Origin of the sequence: Muricoprocola aceti, from assembly GCF_025567005.1 — a bacterium.
GTDB classification, from domain to species: Bacteria; Bacillota; Clostridia; order Lachnospirales; family Lachnospiraceae; genus Marvinbryantia; species Marvinbryantia aceti.
This window is the reverse complement of record NZ_JAOQKE010000004.1, coordinates 1-16,746: the sequence shown is the minus strand read 5'-3', so window position 1 is coordinate 16,746 and position 16,746 is coordinate 1. Positions and strand designations below refer to the sequence as shown.

At 42.3% G+C, this 16,746-nt stretch carries 16 protein-coding genes, 7 tRNA genes and 1 riboswitch; of the genes, 22 read left to right on the top strand and 1 reads right to left on the bottom strand.

What is annotated here, in order from left to right; genetic code table 11:
- The first annotated feature begins 50 nt into the window (after positions 1 to 50).
- From OCV47_RS05255 to rpoD, 4 genes are all read left to right on the top strand, one after another.
- Positions 51 to 1,004 carry a glycosyltransferase family 2 protein gene (locus tag OCV47_RS05255; RefSeq protein WP_262654206.1) on the top strand — a complete coding sequence of 318 codons (954 nt, stop codon included), beginning with the start codon at positions 51 to 53 and terminating at the stop codon, positions 1,002 to 1,004.
- A gap of 68 nt (positions 1,005 to 1,072) precedes the next feature.
- Positions 1,073 to 2,557, top strand: a complete 1,485-nt coding sequence (locus OCV47_RS05250) for a S1C family serine protease (protein ID WP_262654204.1) — start codon at positions 1,073 to 1,075, stop codon at positions 2,555 to 2,557.
- A gap of 120 nt (positions 2,558 to 2,677) precedes the next feature.
- Entirely contained in the window at positions 2,678 to 4,087 is a 1,410-nt protein-coding gene (gene clpX / locus OCV47_RS05245; RefSeq protein WP_117447818.1) for an ATP-dependent Clp protease ATP-binding subunit ClpX, read from the top strand.
- Positions 4,080 to 5,204: an RNA polymerase sigma factor RpoD gene (gene rpoD / locus OCV47_RS05240; protein ID WP_256296754.1), complete on the top strand. Its 1,125-nt coding sequence runs from the start codon at positions 4,080 to 4,082 to the stop codon at positions 5,202 to 5,204. The genes clpX and rpoD overlap by 8 nt, the downstream gene beginning before the upstream one ends.
- Before the next feature lie 72 nt (positions 5,205 to 5,276).
- Here the strand turns inward: rpoD and OCV47_RS05235 are convergent, their stop codons facing one another.
- Positions 5,277 to 5,954 carry a hypothetical protein gene (locus OCV47_RS05235; RefSeq protein WP_262654203.1) on the bottom strand — a complete coding sequence of 226 codons (678 nt, stop codon included), beginning with the start codon at positions 5,952 to 5,954 and terminating at the stop codon, positions 5,277 to 5,279.
- Positions 5,955 to 6,237: 283 nt separating this feature from the next.
- Between OCV47_RS05235 and OCV47_RS05230 the strand changes: the two genes are divergently transcribed.
- From OCV47_RS05230 to rpsI, 18 genes are all read left to right on the top strand, one after another.
- A complete protein-coding gene (locus OCV47_RS05230) occupies positions 6,238 to 6,414 on the top strand; it encodes a hypothetical protein (protein WP_256296750.1) in 177 nt (58 codons plus the stop codon).
- Positions 6,415 to 6,557: 143 nt separating this feature from the next.
- Positions 6,558 to 6,881, top strand: a complete 324-nt coding sequence (locus tag OCV47_RS05225; protein WP_262654201.1) for a rhodanese-like domain-containing protein — start codon at positions 6,558 to 6,560, stop codon at positions 6,879 to 6,881.
- Positions 6,882 to 6,964: 83 nt separating this feature from the next.
- Positions 6,965 to 8,119 carry a THUMP domain-containing class I SAM-dependent RNA methyltransferase gene (locus tag OCV47_RS05220; protein WP_262654199.1) on the top strand — a complete coding sequence of 385 codons (1,155 nt, stop codon included), beginning with the start codon at positions 6,965 to 6,967 and terminating at the stop codon, positions 8,117 to 8,119.
- Positions 8,116 to 9,444, top strand: coding sequence for a lectin like domain-containing protein (locus tag OCV47_RS05215; protein WP_262654197.1), 1,329 nt, complete (start codon positions 8,116 to 8,118; stop codon positions 9,442 to 9,444). The genes OCV47_RS05220 and OCV47_RS05215 overlap by 4 nt, the downstream gene beginning before the upstream one ends.
- Positions 9,445 to 9,465: 21 nt before the next feature.
- Positions 9,466 to 10,071 carry an XTP/dITP diphosphatase gene (locus OCV47_RS05210; RefSeq protein ID WP_262654195.1) on the top strand — a complete coding sequence of 202 codons (606 nt, stop codon included), beginning with the start codon at positions 9,466 to 9,468 and terminating at the stop codon, positions 10,069 to 10,071.
- Between the two features lie 25 nt (positions 10,072 to 10,096).
- On the top strand, positions 10,097 to 10,582 hold the full coding sequence (locus OCV47_RS05205) for a metallophosphoesterase family protein (RefSeq protein WP_262654193.1): 486 nt from the start codon (positions 10,097 to 10,099) through the stop codon (positions 10,580 to 10,582).
- 160 nt (positions 10,583 to 10,742) lie between these two features.
- Positions 10,743 to 10,817: transfer RNA gene (locus tag OCV47_RS05200), tRNA-Pro, on the top strand.
- A 5-nt stretch (positions 10,818 to 10,822) separates the two neighbouring features.
- Positions 10,823 to 10,893 (top strand) — tRNA-Gly (locus OCV47_RS05195).
- A 3-nt stretch (positions 10,894 to 10,896) separates the two neighbouring features.
- Positions 10,897 to 10,970 (top strand) — tRNA-Arg (locus OCV47_RS05190).
- A gap of 52 nt (positions 10,971 to 11,022) precedes the next feature.
- Positions 11,023 to 11,096, top strand: a tRNA-His gene (locus OCV47_RS05185).
- Between the two features lie 20 nt (positions 11,097 to 11,116).
- Positions 11,117 to 11,188: transfer RNA gene (locus OCV47_RS05180), tRNA-Gln, on the top strand.
- An 11-nt stretch (positions 11,189 to 11,199) separates the two neighbouring features.
- Positions 11,200 to 11,272, top strand: a tRNA-Lys gene (locus OCV47_RS05175).
- A 49-nt stretch (positions 11,273 to 11,321) separates the two neighbouring features.
- Positions 11,322 to 11,401: transfer RNA gene (locus OCV47_RS05170), tRNA-Leu, on the top strand.
- Positions 11,402 to 11,610: 209 nt separating this feature from the next.
- Positions 11,611 to 11,705, top strand: a riboswitch (THF riboswitch).
- A 110-nt stretch (positions 11,706 to 11,815) separates the two neighbouring features.
- Positions 11,816 to 13,504 (top strand): formate--tetrahydrofolate ligase, encoded by a 1,689-nt coding sequence (locus OCV47_RS05165; protein ID WP_117447825.1) that lies wholly within the window; start codon positions 11,816 to 11,818, stop codon positions 13,502 to 13,504.
- Positions 13,505 to 13,617: 113 nt separating this feature from the next.
- Positions 13,618 to 14,385, top strand: a complete 768-nt coding sequence (locus OCV47_RS05160) for a formate/nitrite transporter family protein (protein WP_262654191.1) — start codon at positions 13,618 to 13,620, stop codon at positions 14,383 to 14,385.
- A gap of 126 nt (positions 14,386 to 14,511) precedes the next feature.
- On the top strand, positions 14,512 to 15,600 hold the full coding sequence (locus tag OCV47_RS05155) for an SGNH/GDSL hydrolase family protein (RefSeq protein WP_262654189.1): 1,089 nt from the start codon (positions 14,512 to 14,514) through the stop codon (positions 15,598 to 15,600).
- Positions 15,601 to 15,786: 186 nt separating this feature from the next.
- Positions 15,787 to 16,215 carry a 50S ribosomal protein L13 gene (gene rplM, locus OCV47_RS05150; RefSeq protein WP_117447828.1) on the top strand — a complete coding sequence of 143 codons (429 nt, stop codon included), beginning with the start codon at positions 15,787 to 15,789 and terminating at the stop codon, positions 16,213 to 16,215.
- Between the two features lie 17 nt (positions 16,216 to 16,232).
- Complete coding sequence (gene rpsI / locus OCV47_RS05145) at positions 16,233 to 16,622, top strand: 30S ribosomal protein S9 (protein WP_256296735.1); 390 nt, start codon at positions 16,233 to 16,235, stop codon at positions 16,620 to 16,622.
- Positions 16,623 to 16,746: the final 124 nt, after the last annotated feature.

Below are 16,746 nucleotides of genomic sequence, written 5' to 3'. Positions count from 1 at the left end.
GGCAGTCCCCCTGTTTGGTTCGGTCTGTAAAAAACAGGAAAGGGAAAAATATGGAATATAGTATTGATATCATCATTCCCACATATAAACCGGATGCAACATTTGAAAAACTGATCAGCCGGCTTCAGCGTCAGACAGTGAAACCACAGAGAATTCTTGTGATTAACACCGAAGAGGTACTGTGGGAACAGGCTGAGTTCGATAAATCACCATTTGTATTCGGAACACTGGCTGGTATGAAAATGGAGTTGTATCATATCAGAAAAGAAGAGTTTGACCATGGCGGCACACGGGCATGGGCAGCTGGAAAATCACAGGCAGAATACCTGATGTTTATGACACAGGATGCTATGCCTGCAGATCAATATCTGATTGAGCGACTGCTGACAATCATGACACAGGATCCAATGATTGGTGCGGCTTATGCAAGACAACTTCCGACAGCTGATTGTGGTATTATAGAGCGTTATACCAGAGAGTTCAACTATGGAGAAAACAGTCTGATCAAAACGGCAGAAGATATCCCTCAGATGGGAATTAAGACATTTTTCTGTTCGGATGTGTGTGCGATGTATCGGAGAAATATTTATCTATCTGTAGGTGGGTTTGTCCGTCATACGATTTTTAATGAAGATATGATCTGTGCCGGTACCATGATTCAAAAGGGATATAAGGTGGCTTATGCAGCGGATGCGAGGGTGATTCATTCCCATAATTACACGGCAATGGAACAGTTTCACAGGAATTTTGATCTGGCAGTTTCTCAGACAGATCATCCGGAAATATTTCAGGGAATTGCTTCAGAAGGGGAAGGAATGCGGCTGGTGAAAAAAACGGCCGGATATCTGATGAAAAAACGATATTATTATTTACTTCCTAAGCTAATCTGGCAGAGTGGATGGAAATATCTGGGATATCGTGCTGGAAAAAGTTATCGTCATCTTCCCCAAAAGCTGGTGCTGAAGTTTACTTCGGATAAAAGTTATTGGGAAAAAAGAATTTGAAGGACATCACAGATTGAACACAAATATCTGTTAAAATATTTAAATTATAAAAACAGGGGGATGGGAAGATGCACAGAAAAAATTACTGGCGCAGCCTTGCGGCACTGGCCATGGCAGCCTGCATTATGAGTGTATCCGCAGGCAGCATGAGTGTAGCTGCACAGGAAGCAACAGAAAGTGAACGGATTAAGATAGGATCTGATTTCTCTAAGAGAGAGAAGGAAGAAATGGATACAGAGGAGACTGAGACGGAAACAGAGAGTGAAGCACAGAAAGAAAATGCTTCAGATCAGAAAATTGGAAATCTGATTGGAACGACTGAACTGCTGGAGGAAAAAGATCAGCAGAGCCTGCCTGATATCTCCGCTGTAGCAGAGAATGTTATGCCATCCATTGTAGCGATTACCAATGCCGGAGTAGAGACAATCAGCTACTACGGAACAGAATATCAGATGGACAGTGAGAGCACTGGATCTGGTATCATTGTAGGAAAAAATGACAGTGAACTGCTGATTGCTACCAACCAGCATGTGGTAGAAGGTGCCGAGGAACTTACCGTATGCTTTACTGTTGATGCGGAGGATAAGGATAAATTAGTTCCTGCTCAGGTGAAGGGGACTGATTCGACATGGGACCTGGCTGTGATAGCAGTGAATTTAAGTGACATCAGCGAGGATGTGGCAGGAAAGATCAAAGTAGCACAGATGGGAGATTCCGATCAAACTGAGGTGGGAGAATATGCAGTAGCCATTGGCAATGCGTTAGGATATGGACAGTCAGTAACCTTTGGCATTATCAGTGCCCTGAACCGGGAGATTTCTGTTTCTACTAATAATGGAGTAGTAACAAATCCTATGATACAGACAGATGCAGCCATTAATTTTGGCAACAGCGGTGGTGCACTCCTGAATTTAAAGGGAGAACTGATCGGTATCAATTCAGCAAAGGCAGCAGAGACCGGAGTGGAAGGCATGGGATATGCCATCCCGGTCAATACAGCCAAGCCAATTATCGAAGATCTGATGAATCAGGTGACCAGAACAAAAGTCCGTGCAGAAGATGCCGGAGCATTGGGACTGGTTCCGGTAGATGTATCTGAGGAAGCGAGACAGATATACAACATTCCGACTGGTGCCTTTGTATATGAACTGACAGAAGGCAGTGCCGCAGAAAAGGCAGGAATTCGTGAAGGTGATATCATTGTCAAGCTGGACAAGACAGGAATTAGTTCCAAGAGCGAGCTCCTGGATCGGATGCAGTATTACGCAGCAGGCGAGACGGTAGCCGTTACTGTAAAACGTTCTGGCTCAGATGGATATGAAGAAAAGGTAATAGAAGTAGAACTTGGAAAAAAGAGTGACCTTCCGGGATATCAGAACAGTGCGCAGGATGACAGTGATACACAGGATTCGGAAGAAGAGACAGAAGGATCTGATAACAGTCAGGATGGAGAAGGCTATCAGGACTGGTATGACTTTGGAGGAAGAGGCCAGATCCCGTTTTCTGATGGAAACGGGGATCTTGGAGATCTGTTCCGTTACTTTGGATTTTAAACAGCAAATGCCATGGGAAAACCCATGGCATTTTTTAAAATTATGCTTGTATAAAAAACAGATGTATGTTAGTATTACTTATTATGGGTTCAGTATGCGTCAATAAAAGGAGAAAAATACGTGTCAGAAGAAAAGAAGACAGAAGAGTTAATCGAAGAGACAACAGCATCCTCGACAGAACATGACACAGATGAATATGAGAAAGTCTGCTGTATCTGCCACAGGCCGGAGAGCAAGACAGGTAAGATGATTGAGCTGATGCCTAATATGTGTATCTGTCCGGACTGTATGCAGAAGTCCTTCGACAGCATGAGTAAAATGGATGCGAATACTTATCAGGAACTGATGGAGATGTCTAAACGTTTCCCCAATATGCAGATGATCAATGTATCTGATCTGACCAATCAGGTGCCTCAACGGCAGAAGGTAAAGAAGAAAAGCAAAGCACCTGCATTAGACCTGAAGTCTGTTCCGGCACCCCATAAGATCAAAGAAAAGCTGGATGAATATGTCATTGGTCAGGAATATGCAAAAAAGGTGATTTCTGTAGCCGTATACAATCATTATAAACGAGTGGCTACCGGAACAATGGACGATATTGAAATTGAGAAGTCTAATATGTTGATGATTGGACCAACAGGATCTGGGAAGACCTATCTGGTAAAGACACTGGCCAGGCTTCTGGATGTGCCGCTGGCAATTGCAGATGCGACATCCCTTACAGAGGCAGGGTATATCGGAGACGACATTGAAAGCGTAGTATCCAAGCTGCTTGCTGCCGCCGGGAATGATGTGCAGAAGGCAGAGCAGGGAATCATTTTTATAGATGAGATAGATAAGATAGCAAAGAAAAAGAACACAAATCAACGAGATGTCAGTGGGGAATCTGTTCAGCAGGGAATGTTAAAACTTTTAGAAGGCAGTGAAGTGGAAGTCCCGGTGGGCTCCAACAGTAAAAATGCCATGGTCCCGTTGGAGACAGTGAATACCAGGAACATATTGTTTATTTGTGGAGGCGCCTTTCCAGGTCTGGAAGACATTATAAAGGAACGATTGACGAAACAGTCATCGATGGGATTCCAGGCAGACCTGAAGGATAAATATAATGACGACCCGAATCTTTTAGAAAAAGTAACCATAGAGGATATTCGCAGTTTTGGAATGATTCCTGAATTTATCGGACGTCTGCCGATTATATTTACCCTGAAGGGGCTGGACAAAGATATGCTGGTTAAGATTTTAAAAGAGCCGAAGAATGCGATTTTAAAACAATACCAGAAACTGCTGGCGCTGGACGAAGTAAAGCTGGAATTTGAGGATGGAGCTCTGGAAGCCATTGCTGAAAAGGCGTTGGAAAGGAAAACAGGAGCCAGAGCACTTAGGGCAATCATTGAAGAAATAATGCTCGATATCATGTATGAAATTCCCAAAGATGATAATATTGGTAAAGTAACGATTACCAGGGAATATGTGGAGCATAAAGGCGGCCCGAAGATTACCTTGAGAGGAGATATGGTAATTTATGGATGAATTACAGGAACAGTTCACGAAGATACTTACAAAATTAGTAGAGGATGCCAAGACTAAGAAGAATGTGCTGACTTATAAGCAGGTAAATGATGCTTTTGCTTCCATGCCAATCAACGAAGAGAAGATGGATCTGATTCTGGAGTATCTGGAAAAGAACAATATTGATGTGTTGCAGGATGATAATGTGGATGATACAACAGATTTGCTGTTGGATACCGATGATGAAGTGATTCTCAGCGAAGAAGATGAAGTTGAGATTATCGATGATGCAGACGTACTGGAGGGTGTCAGTACAGAGGATCCGGTACGTATGTATCTGAAAGAGATCGGAAATGTGCCATTGTTATCCACAGAGGAAGAGGTGGCCCTTGCACAGCGTGTAGAAGCTGGTGATGAGAGTGCCAAGAAACAGCTGATCGAGGCAAACCTGAGACTGGTAGTCAGCATTGCCAAGAAATATGTAGGCCGTGGTATGCCGTTCCTGGATCTGATTCAGGAGGGAAATATGGGACTGATGAAAGCGGTAGATAAGTTTGACTATTCCAAGGGTTTTAAGTTCAGTACCTATGCAACATGGTGGATCAGACAGGCGATTACCCGTGGTATTGCAGATACCGGAAGAACGATTCGTGTGCCGGTGCACATGGTAGAAACGATTAATAAGACACTTCGTATGACCAGAACACTGCTGCAGGAACTGGGACGTGAACCGACCCCGGAAGAAGTGGCGGAAAGACTTGGTGTACCAGTGGCCAGAGTAAGGGAAGTTCTGAAAATTTCCAGAGATCCGGTATCGCTGGATACACCAATTGGCGAGGAAGATGACAGCCATCTGGGTGATTTTATAGAAGATGATTCAGCACTGTCTCCAGCAGATTCAGCGGCATTTTCCATGCTGCGGGAAGAACTGAGTACTGCACTGGAATCACTGACCGACAGAGAAAGACAGGTAGTACAGCTGAGATTTGGTCTGATAGATGGAAGGGCACGTACTCTGGAAGAAGTAGGAAAAGAATTCAATGTTACAAGAGAACGTATCCGTCAGATTGAGGCAAAAGCACTCAGAAAACTGAGACATCCATCGAGAAGCAAAAGATTGCGGGACTTCCTGGTATAAAAAGACATAAAAAAAGAGTGTGCTTTGGCACATTCTTTTTTTATGTCTTTTTATACGATATAGAAATAACAGTTAATATCCATTAGTGATATGATCCTGATAAGTGCCGGAATCCAGCCACAATCCACAATATGGACATTCCTGATATTCCTGTGTTATATTGGCTCCGGAATTAGCTGCTGCAGATTCAGCTGCTTCGTGTTCACCGTATGGAGAATATCCAGATGCGTCAGGAGTGGTAGAGAACCACTGGTAACAATATGGGCACTGTGCATAAGAATCACTGCTTCCACTGGAAGAACTGCTGTCAGAAGAAGTGCTGTCACTGGAAGTGTCATCAGGCTGAATACCATACATATCAGCATAAGCCTTTTCCTGTGCATAATGTCTGGAATATTCGGAAGAACCATCAGAATCAGGTGTAGTACTGAAACTCTGATAACAATAAGGACAAGTCTGAGTGGCAGAACTGTTTGCAGATGTATTGTTCTTATTTGTATTAGTTTCATTTGGCTGAACGGAAGTTTTTTTCTCGGTCTGAGAAGTGGAAGGCTTCTTGGTGGAAGAAGCAGCGGTCTTCCTTTCTGTCTGTTTTTCGGTGATCTTTTCAGTTTCTGTCTCGGTCTCTGTTTCTGTTTGTGTTTCTGTTTCAGTTTCTGTCTCTGTGGCTACAGGCTTGCGACGGCAGCCAGACAGCAGCAGAGTAGAACTGACTGCCAGAAGAAGCATGAGCTTCCATGTCTTTTTCATATTAATTTATTCTCCCCTTTGATTCAATATGTCTTAGTATAATGCAGATAGACAGAGAAATCAAGAATTTCCTTTAGAGTTCCGAATACAATGAAACAGCCGGTAGGGGAGCTACCGGCTGTCTCGAGGGGAGTATAAATAATTAATAAGGGGTTGTAAGAGTAGTAACTCTTACAGGAGACATTATAATATAATTTGGTAAAAATTGCAATACATATTTTGAAAATATTAAGAAATAATAAATACTGTAACAAAAAATTAATATTTTCAGGAGGTATTTAAGATGGCAAGAAATAAAAATCTTCAGGATAAGAATACGGTAAGCGGAAATAAAGCGGAATCGAATATGTCAAATTGTGGGAAAAATGAGAATTCCACAAAAAACCGCACCTCTAATTCCAGTAAAAATACAGAGAGTAAGTACACTGCTAAAAAAGATATGGATGAAGAGGAATACTAGTCCATCAGCCTGAGGATAAAAACAGCATCACAGCCGGCCGGAATATTCTGGTCGGCTGTGATGCTGTAGCAGATATTAACACAGTTGTTGACCTTTTGTTTTTGATATCATATTGTGTAATATAGAATAACCGGGAGGCTGTTATGAGATTTCATATGCTTGCGCCAGATGAGATGGAACATTATCTGCTGGATGATAGTAGTCTGATTATTGATTTGCGAGAAAGGAAAGACTATGAAAAGGGGCATATCGGGAATGCGGTAAACGTTCCCTATCATGACTGGAAAAACTATACACACAGCGCAGAATTTCAAAAAATACAAAAGAATAAGAATGTGATACTTTACTGTGAACGTGGACCGACCAGTTTTGCAGCTGCAAAAGAACTGACAGAAAGAGGAATTCCGGTCAGTGTGCTGGTAGGGGGGATCAGAGCTTATCGGGGGAATTTAAAAGAGAAATATTGACAGATGGTGCTTTAGAACCTTAATATAGAAAGGTATACAAAGAGATATGAGAGAAGGAAGAAAAACGGAGGAAGTCCTTTAGTATGGAAAGAATAGAACTGATTGCGCCATGTCATTTCGGGATGGAAGCAGTACTGAAAAGAGAGATTCTGGATCTGGGCTACGATGTTAGCAAAGTGGAAGACGGCAAGATCACATTTATTGGTGATATGGAAGCAGTCTGTTATGCAAATGTGTTCCTGAGATCGGCAGAACGTATACTGATCAAGGTCGGAACTGTGCATGCGGAGACATTTGATGAACTTTTTGAAGGTACAAAAGCGCTTCCATGGGAACAATATATTCCGGAGAATGGAAGGTTCTGGGTGGCGAAGGCCACTTCTATTAAGAGCAAACTGTTCAGTCCGTCAGATATTCAGTCTATTATGAAAAAGGCGATGGTAGAACGGTTAAAATCATTGTATCATAAAGAATGGTTTACCGAAGATGGGCCATCTTATCCGATACGGGTGGCTTTCATGAAAGATGAAGCAGTGATCGGACTGGATACATCCGGGGAGTCTTTACATAAAAGAGGCTATCGCAGACTGACCAGTAAGGCTCCGATTACCGAAACACTGGCTTCTGCACTGATTCTGTTTACACCATGGAAAAAAGACCGCATTCTGGTGGATCCATTTTGCGGAAGTGGCACATTTCCTATTGAAGCAGCGATGATAGCGGCCAATATAGCGCCTGGAATGAGCCGTAGCTTTCTTGCAGAGCAGTGGAGCAATCTTGTCCCGAAAAAGAGCTGGTATAATGCCATGGACGAAGCACAGGAGCTGGTGGATGACAAAATTGAGACGGATATTCAAGGGTATGACATTGATCCGAACGTAGTAAAAGCTGCAAGGGAGAATGCCAGACTGGCAGGGGTTGATCATCTGATTCATTTTCAGCAAAGGCCGGTATCAGCCTTGAATCATCCAAAGAAGTATGGATTTGTGATCACAAATCCTCCATATGGAGAGCGTATTGAGGAAAAAGCCAACCTGCCACAGCTTTATCGGGAGATTGGAGAAGCTTTTCAACGACTGGACTGCTGGTCAGAATATGTGATTACCGCATATGAAGATGCAGAAAAATATATTGGAAAAAAAGCGGACAAAAACAGGAAAATCTATAATGGCATGATGAAGACTTATTTTTATCAGTTCCTGGGCCCAAGACCGCCAAGACAAAAAGAAGGAAAATGACAATCAAAAAAATAGAAAAACTGTTTGCAGTGACGTTGGCCTTTTTGTGTACAGGGCTGGCTGGCTGGCTTTACGTAGTTACCAGAGAGGAAGATGGTACTGTTGTATACAGAGAACGGCTGGTTACAGAAGAAAAAGCAGAATTACCGGCAGTATACGATCTTAGAGAGCAGAAAAAAGCACCTGCTGTGAAAAATCAGGGGGAACTGAGTACCTGCTGGGCGGTAGCAGCATCTTCAGCTCTGGAATCTGCTCTCCTTCCCAGGGAAAAAGAGGTATTTGCGGCAGATCACATGTCTTTACAGAATTCCTTTTCACGGAAACAGAGCGATGGGGGAGATTATACGATGGTGATGGCCTATCTTGCAGGATGGCAGGGACCGGTTCTGGAAGCAGAAGATCCATATGGGGATGGAATCTCAGATGAGTCTCTGACTGCAGTGAAACATGTGCAGGAAATGCAGGTTTTGCAGGAAAAAGATTACCAGTCAATTAAAAGTGCCATCTATCAATATGGAGCAGTACAGTCTTCACTTTACATGGATATGGATACAGCATTTTCTTCTTCGGTTTATTACAACCAGATAAATCATTCCTATCTGTATCCGGGAGAAAAAAAAGCGAACCATGATATCCTGATTATTGGATGGGATGATGCTTATCCGGCAGAAAAGTTCAACTATCAGACAAAACAGGATGGGGCATTTATCTGTCAGAATAGCTGGGGAACGGAATTTGGGGAAGAGGGGATTTTTTATGTTTCCTATGAAGATGGAAGTATCGGAAAAAATGCGATTTGTTATACAGACATTGAAGATACCGATAACTATGACCATCTTTATCAGACCGACTTGTGCGGATGGGTAGGACGACTGGGCTATGGCGATGGAACCTGCTATTTTGCCAATCTGTTTCAGGCTGAAAGGAATGAATGGCTGGATGCGGTAGGGTTCTATGCAGTTGGTCCGGATACAGAATATAGTGTGACAGTAATGGACGGAGAAAAAGATCTTTCCAATGCATTACTGGAAGAAACGAAAGCATCCGGCAGCTTTGCAAATGCCGGTTATTATACTGTCAATATGAAAGAACCAATCTATATGGAAGAGGGAAAAACCTATGCAGTAGTAGTGAAGGTGCACACGCCTGAGGCAGACTATCCGGTGGCAACAGAGTATATGGCAGATGAGGCCACGGAGGAGGCGGACCTGTCCGATGGAGATGGTTATATCAGCCATAATGGTGCCAAATGGACTGGAACAGAAACGGAATATGGATGCAATGTCTGCATGAAACTCTATACAACAGATGAAGTAAAACAATAAAACAGAAATGGAAGAGAAGCAATGAAACCGAAAAGAATTGTATTTGCAACGGGAAATAAGGACAAAATGAAAGAAATCCGCATGATTATGGAAGATCTGAATCTTCCAATTCTTTCCATGAAAGAAGCGGGAGTAGAAAAAGAAATTATAGAGGATGGGACTACTTTTCAGGAAAATGCACTGATTAAGGCAAAGGCTATTGCAGAGTTGCTGCCAGATGATATTGTGATGGCGGATGATTCAGGGCTGGAGATTGATTATCTAAATAAAGAGCCAGGGATTTATTCTGCCCGCTATATGGGAGAGCATACCTCTTACGATATTAAGAATAACCATATTCTGGAACGGTTGAAAGGTGTGCCGAAAGAACAGCGGACAGCCAGATTTGTCTGCGCTGTGGCGGCAGTATTTCCAGGTGGGAAAAGTATCGTAGTGAATGGAACCATGGAAGGAAGAATCGCAGATCATATAGCAGGGGAAAATGGATTCGGCTACGATCCGATTTTCTGGCTGGATGATTATGGCTGTACATCGGCAGAGATTTCTCCGGAAGAAAAGAACAGCCTGAGCCACAGGGGAAAAGCACTGCGTGCAGTCAGACAGCAGATTATGGAACAGATAGTTTAAGAAAACGGGTTTAGAAGGAAAAATAATGAGGATTTTAGTAATCAGTGATACGCACAGAAAAGATGAGAATGTGGAAAAAATATTAAAAAAAGAAGGAAGCTTTGATCGGGTATTTCACCTTGGAGATGTGGAAGGCAGCCAGAAGAAATTGATTCGCATGGCAAAGTGCCCTGTCGATATGGTAGCAGGTAATAATGATATACTGGGAGATCTGCCAAAAGAAAAAGAACTGGAATTATGCGATCATCATATCCTTCTTACACACGGACACTATTATTATGTGTCTCTGGACACCGGAATGCTGGGAAGCGATGCCGGAGCAAGGGGATTTGACATTGTTCTGTATGGTCATACGCACAGACCGAAGATCGAAGAACGAAATGGTGTCATTCTGGTGAATCCTGGAAGTGTGGCTTACCCAAGACAGGAAGGCAGAAAACCAAGTTATATTATTATGCGCCTGGAAGAGAATGGGGACACTGATTTTGAAATAAAATATCTGGAAAAATAGAGAAAATAGAAGAACATAAGCTCGGAAAACCGCATAAAATAAGGGAAAAAGCGGAATTTGCAAAAAAATGAAAAAAATTAAAAAAAGGTGTTGACTTTTTAGAGACATTCATATATAATTCTATTTGCGTCAAACGAAAGCACAAAAACAAAAGTGCTTACGGGGTGTGGCTCAGCTTGGCTAGAGCGCCTGGTTTGGGACCAGGAGGTCGCAGGTTCGAATCCTGTCACCCCGACTGATGCGGGTGTAGTTCAATGGTAGAACACCAGCCTTCCAAGCTGGATACGTGGGTTCGATTCCCATCACCCGCTTATGAGTCTGTAGCTCAGCTGGATAGAGCAACGGCCTTCTAAGCCGTGGGTCGGGGGTTCGAATCCCTTCAGGCTCGTTTTACTTTGCTTATCGCAGAGTAAACGTCATGATTACATGAACGTTGTATGGTGGGTATGGCGCAGTTGGCTAGCGCGCCAGATTGTGGCTCTGGAGGCCAAGGGTTCGAGTCCCTTTACCCACCCTGCCGTTACGGCGACCAATTGGGCTATCGCCAAGCGGTAAGGCACAGCACTTTGACTGCTGCACTCGCTGGTTCGAATCCAGCTAGCCCAGTTCATATTTATGGAGCATTAGCTCAGTCGGTAGAGCACTTGACTTTTAATCAAGTTGTCCGGGGTTCGAATCCCCGATGCTTCATTTGGACGTATCCGATCTGGATACGTTTTTTCATATCAATAAAGACTGCGCGGATATGGCGGAATTGGCAGACGCGCCAGATTTAGGTTCTGGTCCGGGAGGGTGCAGGTTCAAGTCCTGTTATCCGCAGTGAAAGAGGGACTCTGAGAGGAGTCTCTTTTTTGATTCATGATAACGGAATGTTCGTAGAGTGCGCCTTCTGTTATTTGTAATACATAGTACATTTTGTATGAGAAAAAAGAAAAATGTTGAAAGATAAAACGAAAAAAATAAAAAACAGGATTGACAAAAAGAAAACAAACCAGTATAATGATGATCAAAGGAAAGAATTGTTAATAAGTAGAGTAGATACTGTACGTTAAGTGTCATCAGACGGGAAGACTTCTGATGAACGAAGGTGTTTACACCGCGTTATAGCATCGCTTCCGCTACTGCGTAAAAGAAAGAAGTTTGGTATATGTTTTATATCAGATTATTTGCTTTGCGCAGCATTTTTTTGCCTAAAAATATTTAACATATTATATAAGAATGGAGGAATCGACAATGGGATACAAGTCAGACATCGAGATTGCACAGGAGACTACAATGGCTCCAATCACAGAAATTGCAGAAAAGGCCGGTATTGATGAGAAATATCTGGAACAATATGGTAAGTATAAAGCAAAAATCGACTATAATTTATTAAAAGAAAGTAATGCTCCAGATGGAAAACTGATTCTGGTAACGGCAATTAACCCAACACCGGCAGGAGAAGGAAAGACAACGACAACAGTTGGTCTTGCTGATGGTATGCAGAGACTGGGTAAGAAAGTTATGGTAGCACTTCGTGAACCATCCCTGGGACCTGTATTTGGTGTAAAAGGCGGAGCAGCAGGCGGTGGATATGCACAGGTAGTTCCAATGGAAGATATCAACCTTCATTTTACCGGTGACTTTCATGCAATCGGTGCTGCAAACAACCTGCTGGCAGCAATGATTGATAATCACATTTTCCAGGGAAATGCACTGAACATTGATCCTAGAAAGATCACATGGAGAAGATGTGTGGATATGAATGACCGTCAGTTGAGAAATGTTGTAGACGGACTTGGCGGAAAGACCAATGGTATGCCAAGAGAAGACGGATATGATATTACTGTTGCATCTGAGATCATGGCTGTTCTGTGTCTGGCAAGCGACATTACAGATCTGAAAAACAGACTGGCAAGAATCATTGTTGGTTATACATATGGTAAAGTAGCAGAACAGAAACCGGTAACAGCTGGTGACCTGAATGCACAGGGTGCCATGGCAGCACTTCTGAAAGATGCTCTGAAACCGAATCTGGTTCAGACTCTGGAACACGTTCCAGCCATTGTTCATGGTGGACCATTTGCAAATATCGCACACGGATGTAACTCTGTAACAGCAACCAAGATGGCTCTGAAACTTGCTGATTATGCAATTACAGAAGCAGGATTTGGTGCTGACCTGGGTGCTGAGAAGTTCTTGGATATTAAGTGCCGTATGGCTGGTTTAAAGCCAAGTGCAGTTGTTATCGTTGCTACTGTACGTGCATTGAAATATAATGGTGGAGTACCAAAGGCAGAGCTGAATCATGAGAATCTGGAAGCACTGGAAAAAGGTCTTCCAAACCTGTTAAAGCATGTAAGCAATATCACAAACGTATACAAGCTGCCTGCAGTGGTTGCTATTAATGCATTCCCAACAGATACCAAAGCAGAACTGGATCTGGTAGAGAAGAAATGTAAAGAACTGGGCGTTAACGTTGCACTGTCTGAAGTATGGGCAAAGGGTGGCGAAGGCGGAATCGCACTGGCAGAAGAAGTACTGAGACTGGTAGAACAGCCTAACGATTTCACATATGCTTACGAACTGGAAGGAACCAGCATTGAAGATAAGCTGAATGCGATTGTTCAGAAGATCTATGGTGGAGACAGAGTTGTCCTGACAGCAAATGCACAGAAGCAGGCAAAACAGCTGGAAGATATGGGATTTGGCAATTGCCCGATCTGTGTAGCTAAGACACAGTACAGTCTGACAGATGATCAGACAAAACTGGGAGCACCGACTGGATTTGAAGTAACTGTTCGTAATCTGAAGATCAGTGCAGGTGCAGGATTTATCGTAGCTCTTACCGGAGAGATTATGACAATGCCAGGTCTTCCAAAGGTACCGGCTGCAGAAAGAATTGATGTAGACGAGACAGGTAAGATTACGGGTCTGTTCTAATTAAATAAAATTAAAGACGGATAAAGACAGGAAGGAGGTCGATTTCGTACTAAGGGAGGAAATCGGCCTTTTTCCTGTTCTCATAGTTTCAGGATGATGAGGGAGGATGCGATATGTTTAAAGAGGAATATCAGGCAGTAGGTAATGTAGCAAAGGGAAAAGTTGCTTTATTGGAAAAGAATCCACTGGCTTATGTGCTGGCTTCGATTCTTGCTGGCTTATATATTGGATTTGGCAGTATTTTAATGGGGTTTGTGGGAGGATGCCTGACCGGACAGCCGGCACAGAAGCTGGTATGCGGTATTGTATTCTCGGTAGGTCTTTGTTTTGTAACGATGGCAGGCGCGGAATTGTTTACAGGTAACAATTTTGTGATGGCATCAGCCAGCATGCAGAAGGCAGTCAGCTGGGGGCAGACTGTAAAACTCTGGATCGTCTGTTATATTGGCAATCTGATTGGCTCCGTCATTGCATCAGCAATTTTTACCATGACCGGAATCTGTAGCAGCAATGAAGCAGTTGGGGAGTTTTTTGCAAATGCAGCAGCAGGAAAAATGGCAGGAACACCAGCTAATCTGTTTGCAAAAGCAATTCTCTGCAATATTCTGGTATGTATTGCAATCTGGTGCGGAACAAAGATGAAGTCAGAAGGCGCAAAGATGTTCATGAACTTCTGCTGTGTAGGAACTTTTGTAACCTGCGGATTTGAGCATAGCATTGCAAATATGACATTTTTATCCATTGGCTTGATGAACCCAATGGGAAAAGCAATCACCATGGGTGGATTTTTCTATAACCTGGGTATTGTTACTCTTGGAAATATGGTAGGTGGAATCTTGTTTGTTGCTGTTCCTTATTATGTTATTTCCAGAGAAAAATAGTGAATAGTAACAAAAATAGATACAAAGGATGTCGACTATGTAAAACAGGGTTGAGACATCCTTTTTTTTATGGTATAATTCAAAGATAGGTTGTCACATATTGCAGATGAAACGGAGGATAAACCATTGAAACGACCGAGAAAGAAATTATGTTGGCTGCTTTTGTTCATGATGCTTTTTATAACAGGGATGGGGAGCCAGATCAGTGCGGCTTCGCTGGAAAATGTGCTGAAGGCACCAAAGGCGGCAGCGGGAAAACTGGTGACTGATAAAAAAGGAGTGCGGTATTATAATTCTGGAAGTAAAACCTATACAAAAAATAAGTGGGTGAAGGTCAGGGGAAAGATCTATTATTTTACTTCAAACGGATATGCGAAGACCGGATGGAAAACATATCATAAAAAAAGATATTATTTCAATAAAAAAGGAAAGCTGGCAACTGGCTGGCAGACAATTGGCAGAAAAAAGTATTATCTTTGGAAAAATAAAGCAGACTTATCTGGCAGTGCAGCAACCGGAAAAGTGAAGATGTCTACAGGATGGTATTATTTTTCCGGAACAGGCGTTATGCAGACTGGCTGGAATAAGATCGGAGGTTCCTGGTATTACTTTTCACCAGTTACCGGTAAGATGGCGGTAAATACCACCATAGGAAATTATAAAGTAGATAAAAATGGAAAAAGAGTAAACGCTGTATCTGATAAGACAACAGATACAGCACCAAAGAAAAGCGGAAAAGTAGATTACTGGGTAGGCGATTCAAGGACAGTAGGACTGGGTATTTCCATGGGAATCAGTAAAAAGTGTATTGCAAAAGTGAGAGAAGGACATAACTGGTATCTTACAACAGCGGAAAAAAAGCTGAAAAAGGAACTGAAGAAAAATCCAAAAGCTACAGTGGTTCTGAATTTTGGTGTAAATGACCACGTGAATATTACAAAATACATAAACAGCTATAAGAAACTTTTAAAAGCTTATCCGGAAGCCAATATTTACTTCATGTCAGTGAATCCGATTGATTCCAAATATACTGCAGGATATGTAAGCAATGCAAAGATTAACAGTTTTAATAAAAAACTGAAAGCTGCATTTCCACAGAGATACATTGATGTGAATTCTTATCTGAAGAAAAAAGGGTTCAAGACAGTGGATGGTTTGCATTATACGGCTGCAACTTATAAGAAAATATATAACTATGTTCTTTCAAAAGTGTAAAAAGGCTGAAAAATGGCTGAAAAATAAAGAAAAAAGAGTTGACACGGGGAAATTCGTATAATATAATAGACCAGTGTGACAAAGAATGTTAACGCCAAGCCAAAGCCCCGGTAACGGTGTTTAACGATAGAGCAGGTGATGTAACTTTCCAGCATTGCCAGGTTAATTATTTAAGGAGGAAAACCAATGAAAACATTTATGGCTAGCCCATCAACAATTGACAGAAAATGGTACGTAGTTGATGCTACAGGATGTACATTAGGACGTCTGTCTTCAGAAGTAGCAAAAGTATTACGTGGAAAAAATAAAGCAATCTTTACACCGCATATCGATACAGGTGATTATGTAATCGTCATCAACGCTGACAAGATCAAAGTAACAGGTAAGAAACTTGACCAGAAGATTTACTATCATCATTCAGATTATGTAGGCGGAATGAAAGAAACCACCTTACGTGAAATGTTAAACAAGAAACCGGAAAGAGTCATTGAACTGGCTGTTAAGGGAATGCTTCCAAAAGGACCTCTTGGAAGACAGATGATGACAAAACTTCACGTATACGCTGGTGCAGAGCACGGACACGAAGCTCAGAAACCAGAAGTATTAACATTTTAAGAAGGAGGTAAATGACATTGGCTACTAAATATTACGGAACCGGAAGAAGAAAAAAATCTATCGCAAGAGTATACCTTGTACCGGGTACAGGTAAGATCACAATCAATAAAAGAGATATCGATGAGTACCTTGGACTGGAAACACTGAAAGTTATCGTTCGCCAGCCACTGGTAGCTACAGAAACAACAGATAAATTTGACGTTTTAGTAAACGTTCATGGTGGTGGTACAACAGGACAGGCTGGTGCTATCAGACATGGTATTTCCAGAGCATTACTTCAGGCAGATGCTGATTACAGACCAGTTCTGAAGAAAGCAGGATTCTTAACACGTGACCCACGTATGAAAGAACGTAAGAAATACGGTCTCAAAGCTGCTCGTCGCGCTCCGCAGTTCAGCAAGCGATAATCGACTGCTCAGACTATATCAAAATGGTTCAAAAACCCCGGAAAATGGTGTGCTACCCGTCAAGTAGACAATTAAAAAAACAAAAAATATTTTCTGCCCGGTGTTATGCCGGGCAGTTTTTATG

What these genes read in the sequence shown, in the direction of transcription:
- OCV47_RS05255 (WP_262654206.1), top strand. Translation starts at nt 51, where the DNA reads ATGGAATATAGTATTGATATCATCATTCCCACATATAAACCGGATGCA.
- OCV47_RS05250 (WP_262654204.1), top strand. Translation starts at nt 1,073, where the DNA reads ATGCACAGAAAAAATTACTGGCGCAGCCTTGCGGCACTGGCCATGGCA.
- rpoD (WP_256296754.1), top strand. Translation starts at nt 4,080, where the DNA reads ATGGATGAATTACAGGAACAGTTCACGAAGATACTTACAAAATTAGTA.
- OCV47_RS05235 (WP_262654203.1), bottom strand. Translation starts at nt 5,954, where the DNA reads ATGAAAAAGACATGGAAGCTCATGCTTCTTCTGGCAGTCAGTTCTACT.
- OCV47_RS05230 (WP_256296750.1), top strand. Translation starts at nt 6,238, where the DNA reads ATGGCAAGAAATAAAAATCTTCAGGATAAGAATACGGTAAGCGGAAAT.
- OCV47_RS05225 (WP_262654201.1), top strand. Translation starts at nt 6,558, where the DNA reads ATGAGATTTCATATGCTTGCGCCAGATGAGATGGAACATTATCTGCTG.
- OCV47_RS05220 (WP_262654199.1), top strand. Translation starts at nt 6,965, where the DNA reads ATGGAAAGAATAGAACTGATTGCGCCATGTCATTTCGGGATGGAAGCA.
- OCV47_RS05215 (WP_262654197.1), top strand. Translation starts at nt 8,116, where the DNA reads ATGACAATCAAAAAAATAGAAAAACTGTTTGCAGTGACGTTGGCCTTT.
- OCV47_RS05210 (WP_262654195.1), top strand. Translation starts at nt 9,466, where the DNA reads ATGAAACCGAAAAGAATTGTATTTGCAACGGGAAATAAGGACAAAATG.
- OCV47_RS05205 (WP_262654193.1), top strand. Translation starts at nt 10,097, where the DNA reads ATGAGGATTTTAGTAATCAGTGATACGCACAGAAAAGATGAGAATGTG.
- OCV47_RS05165 (WP_117447825.1), top strand. Translation starts at nt 11,816, where the DNA reads ATGGGATACAAGTCAGACATCGAGATTGCACAGGAGACTACAATGGCT.
- OCV47_RS05160 (WP_262654191.1), top strand. Translation starts at nt 13,618, where the DNA reads ATGTTTAAAGAGGAATATCAGGCAGTAGGTAATGTAGCAAAGGGAAAA.
- rplM (WP_117447828.1), top strand. Translation starts at nt 15,787, where the DNA reads ATGAAAACATTTATGGCTAGCCCATCAACAATTGACAGAAAATGGTAC.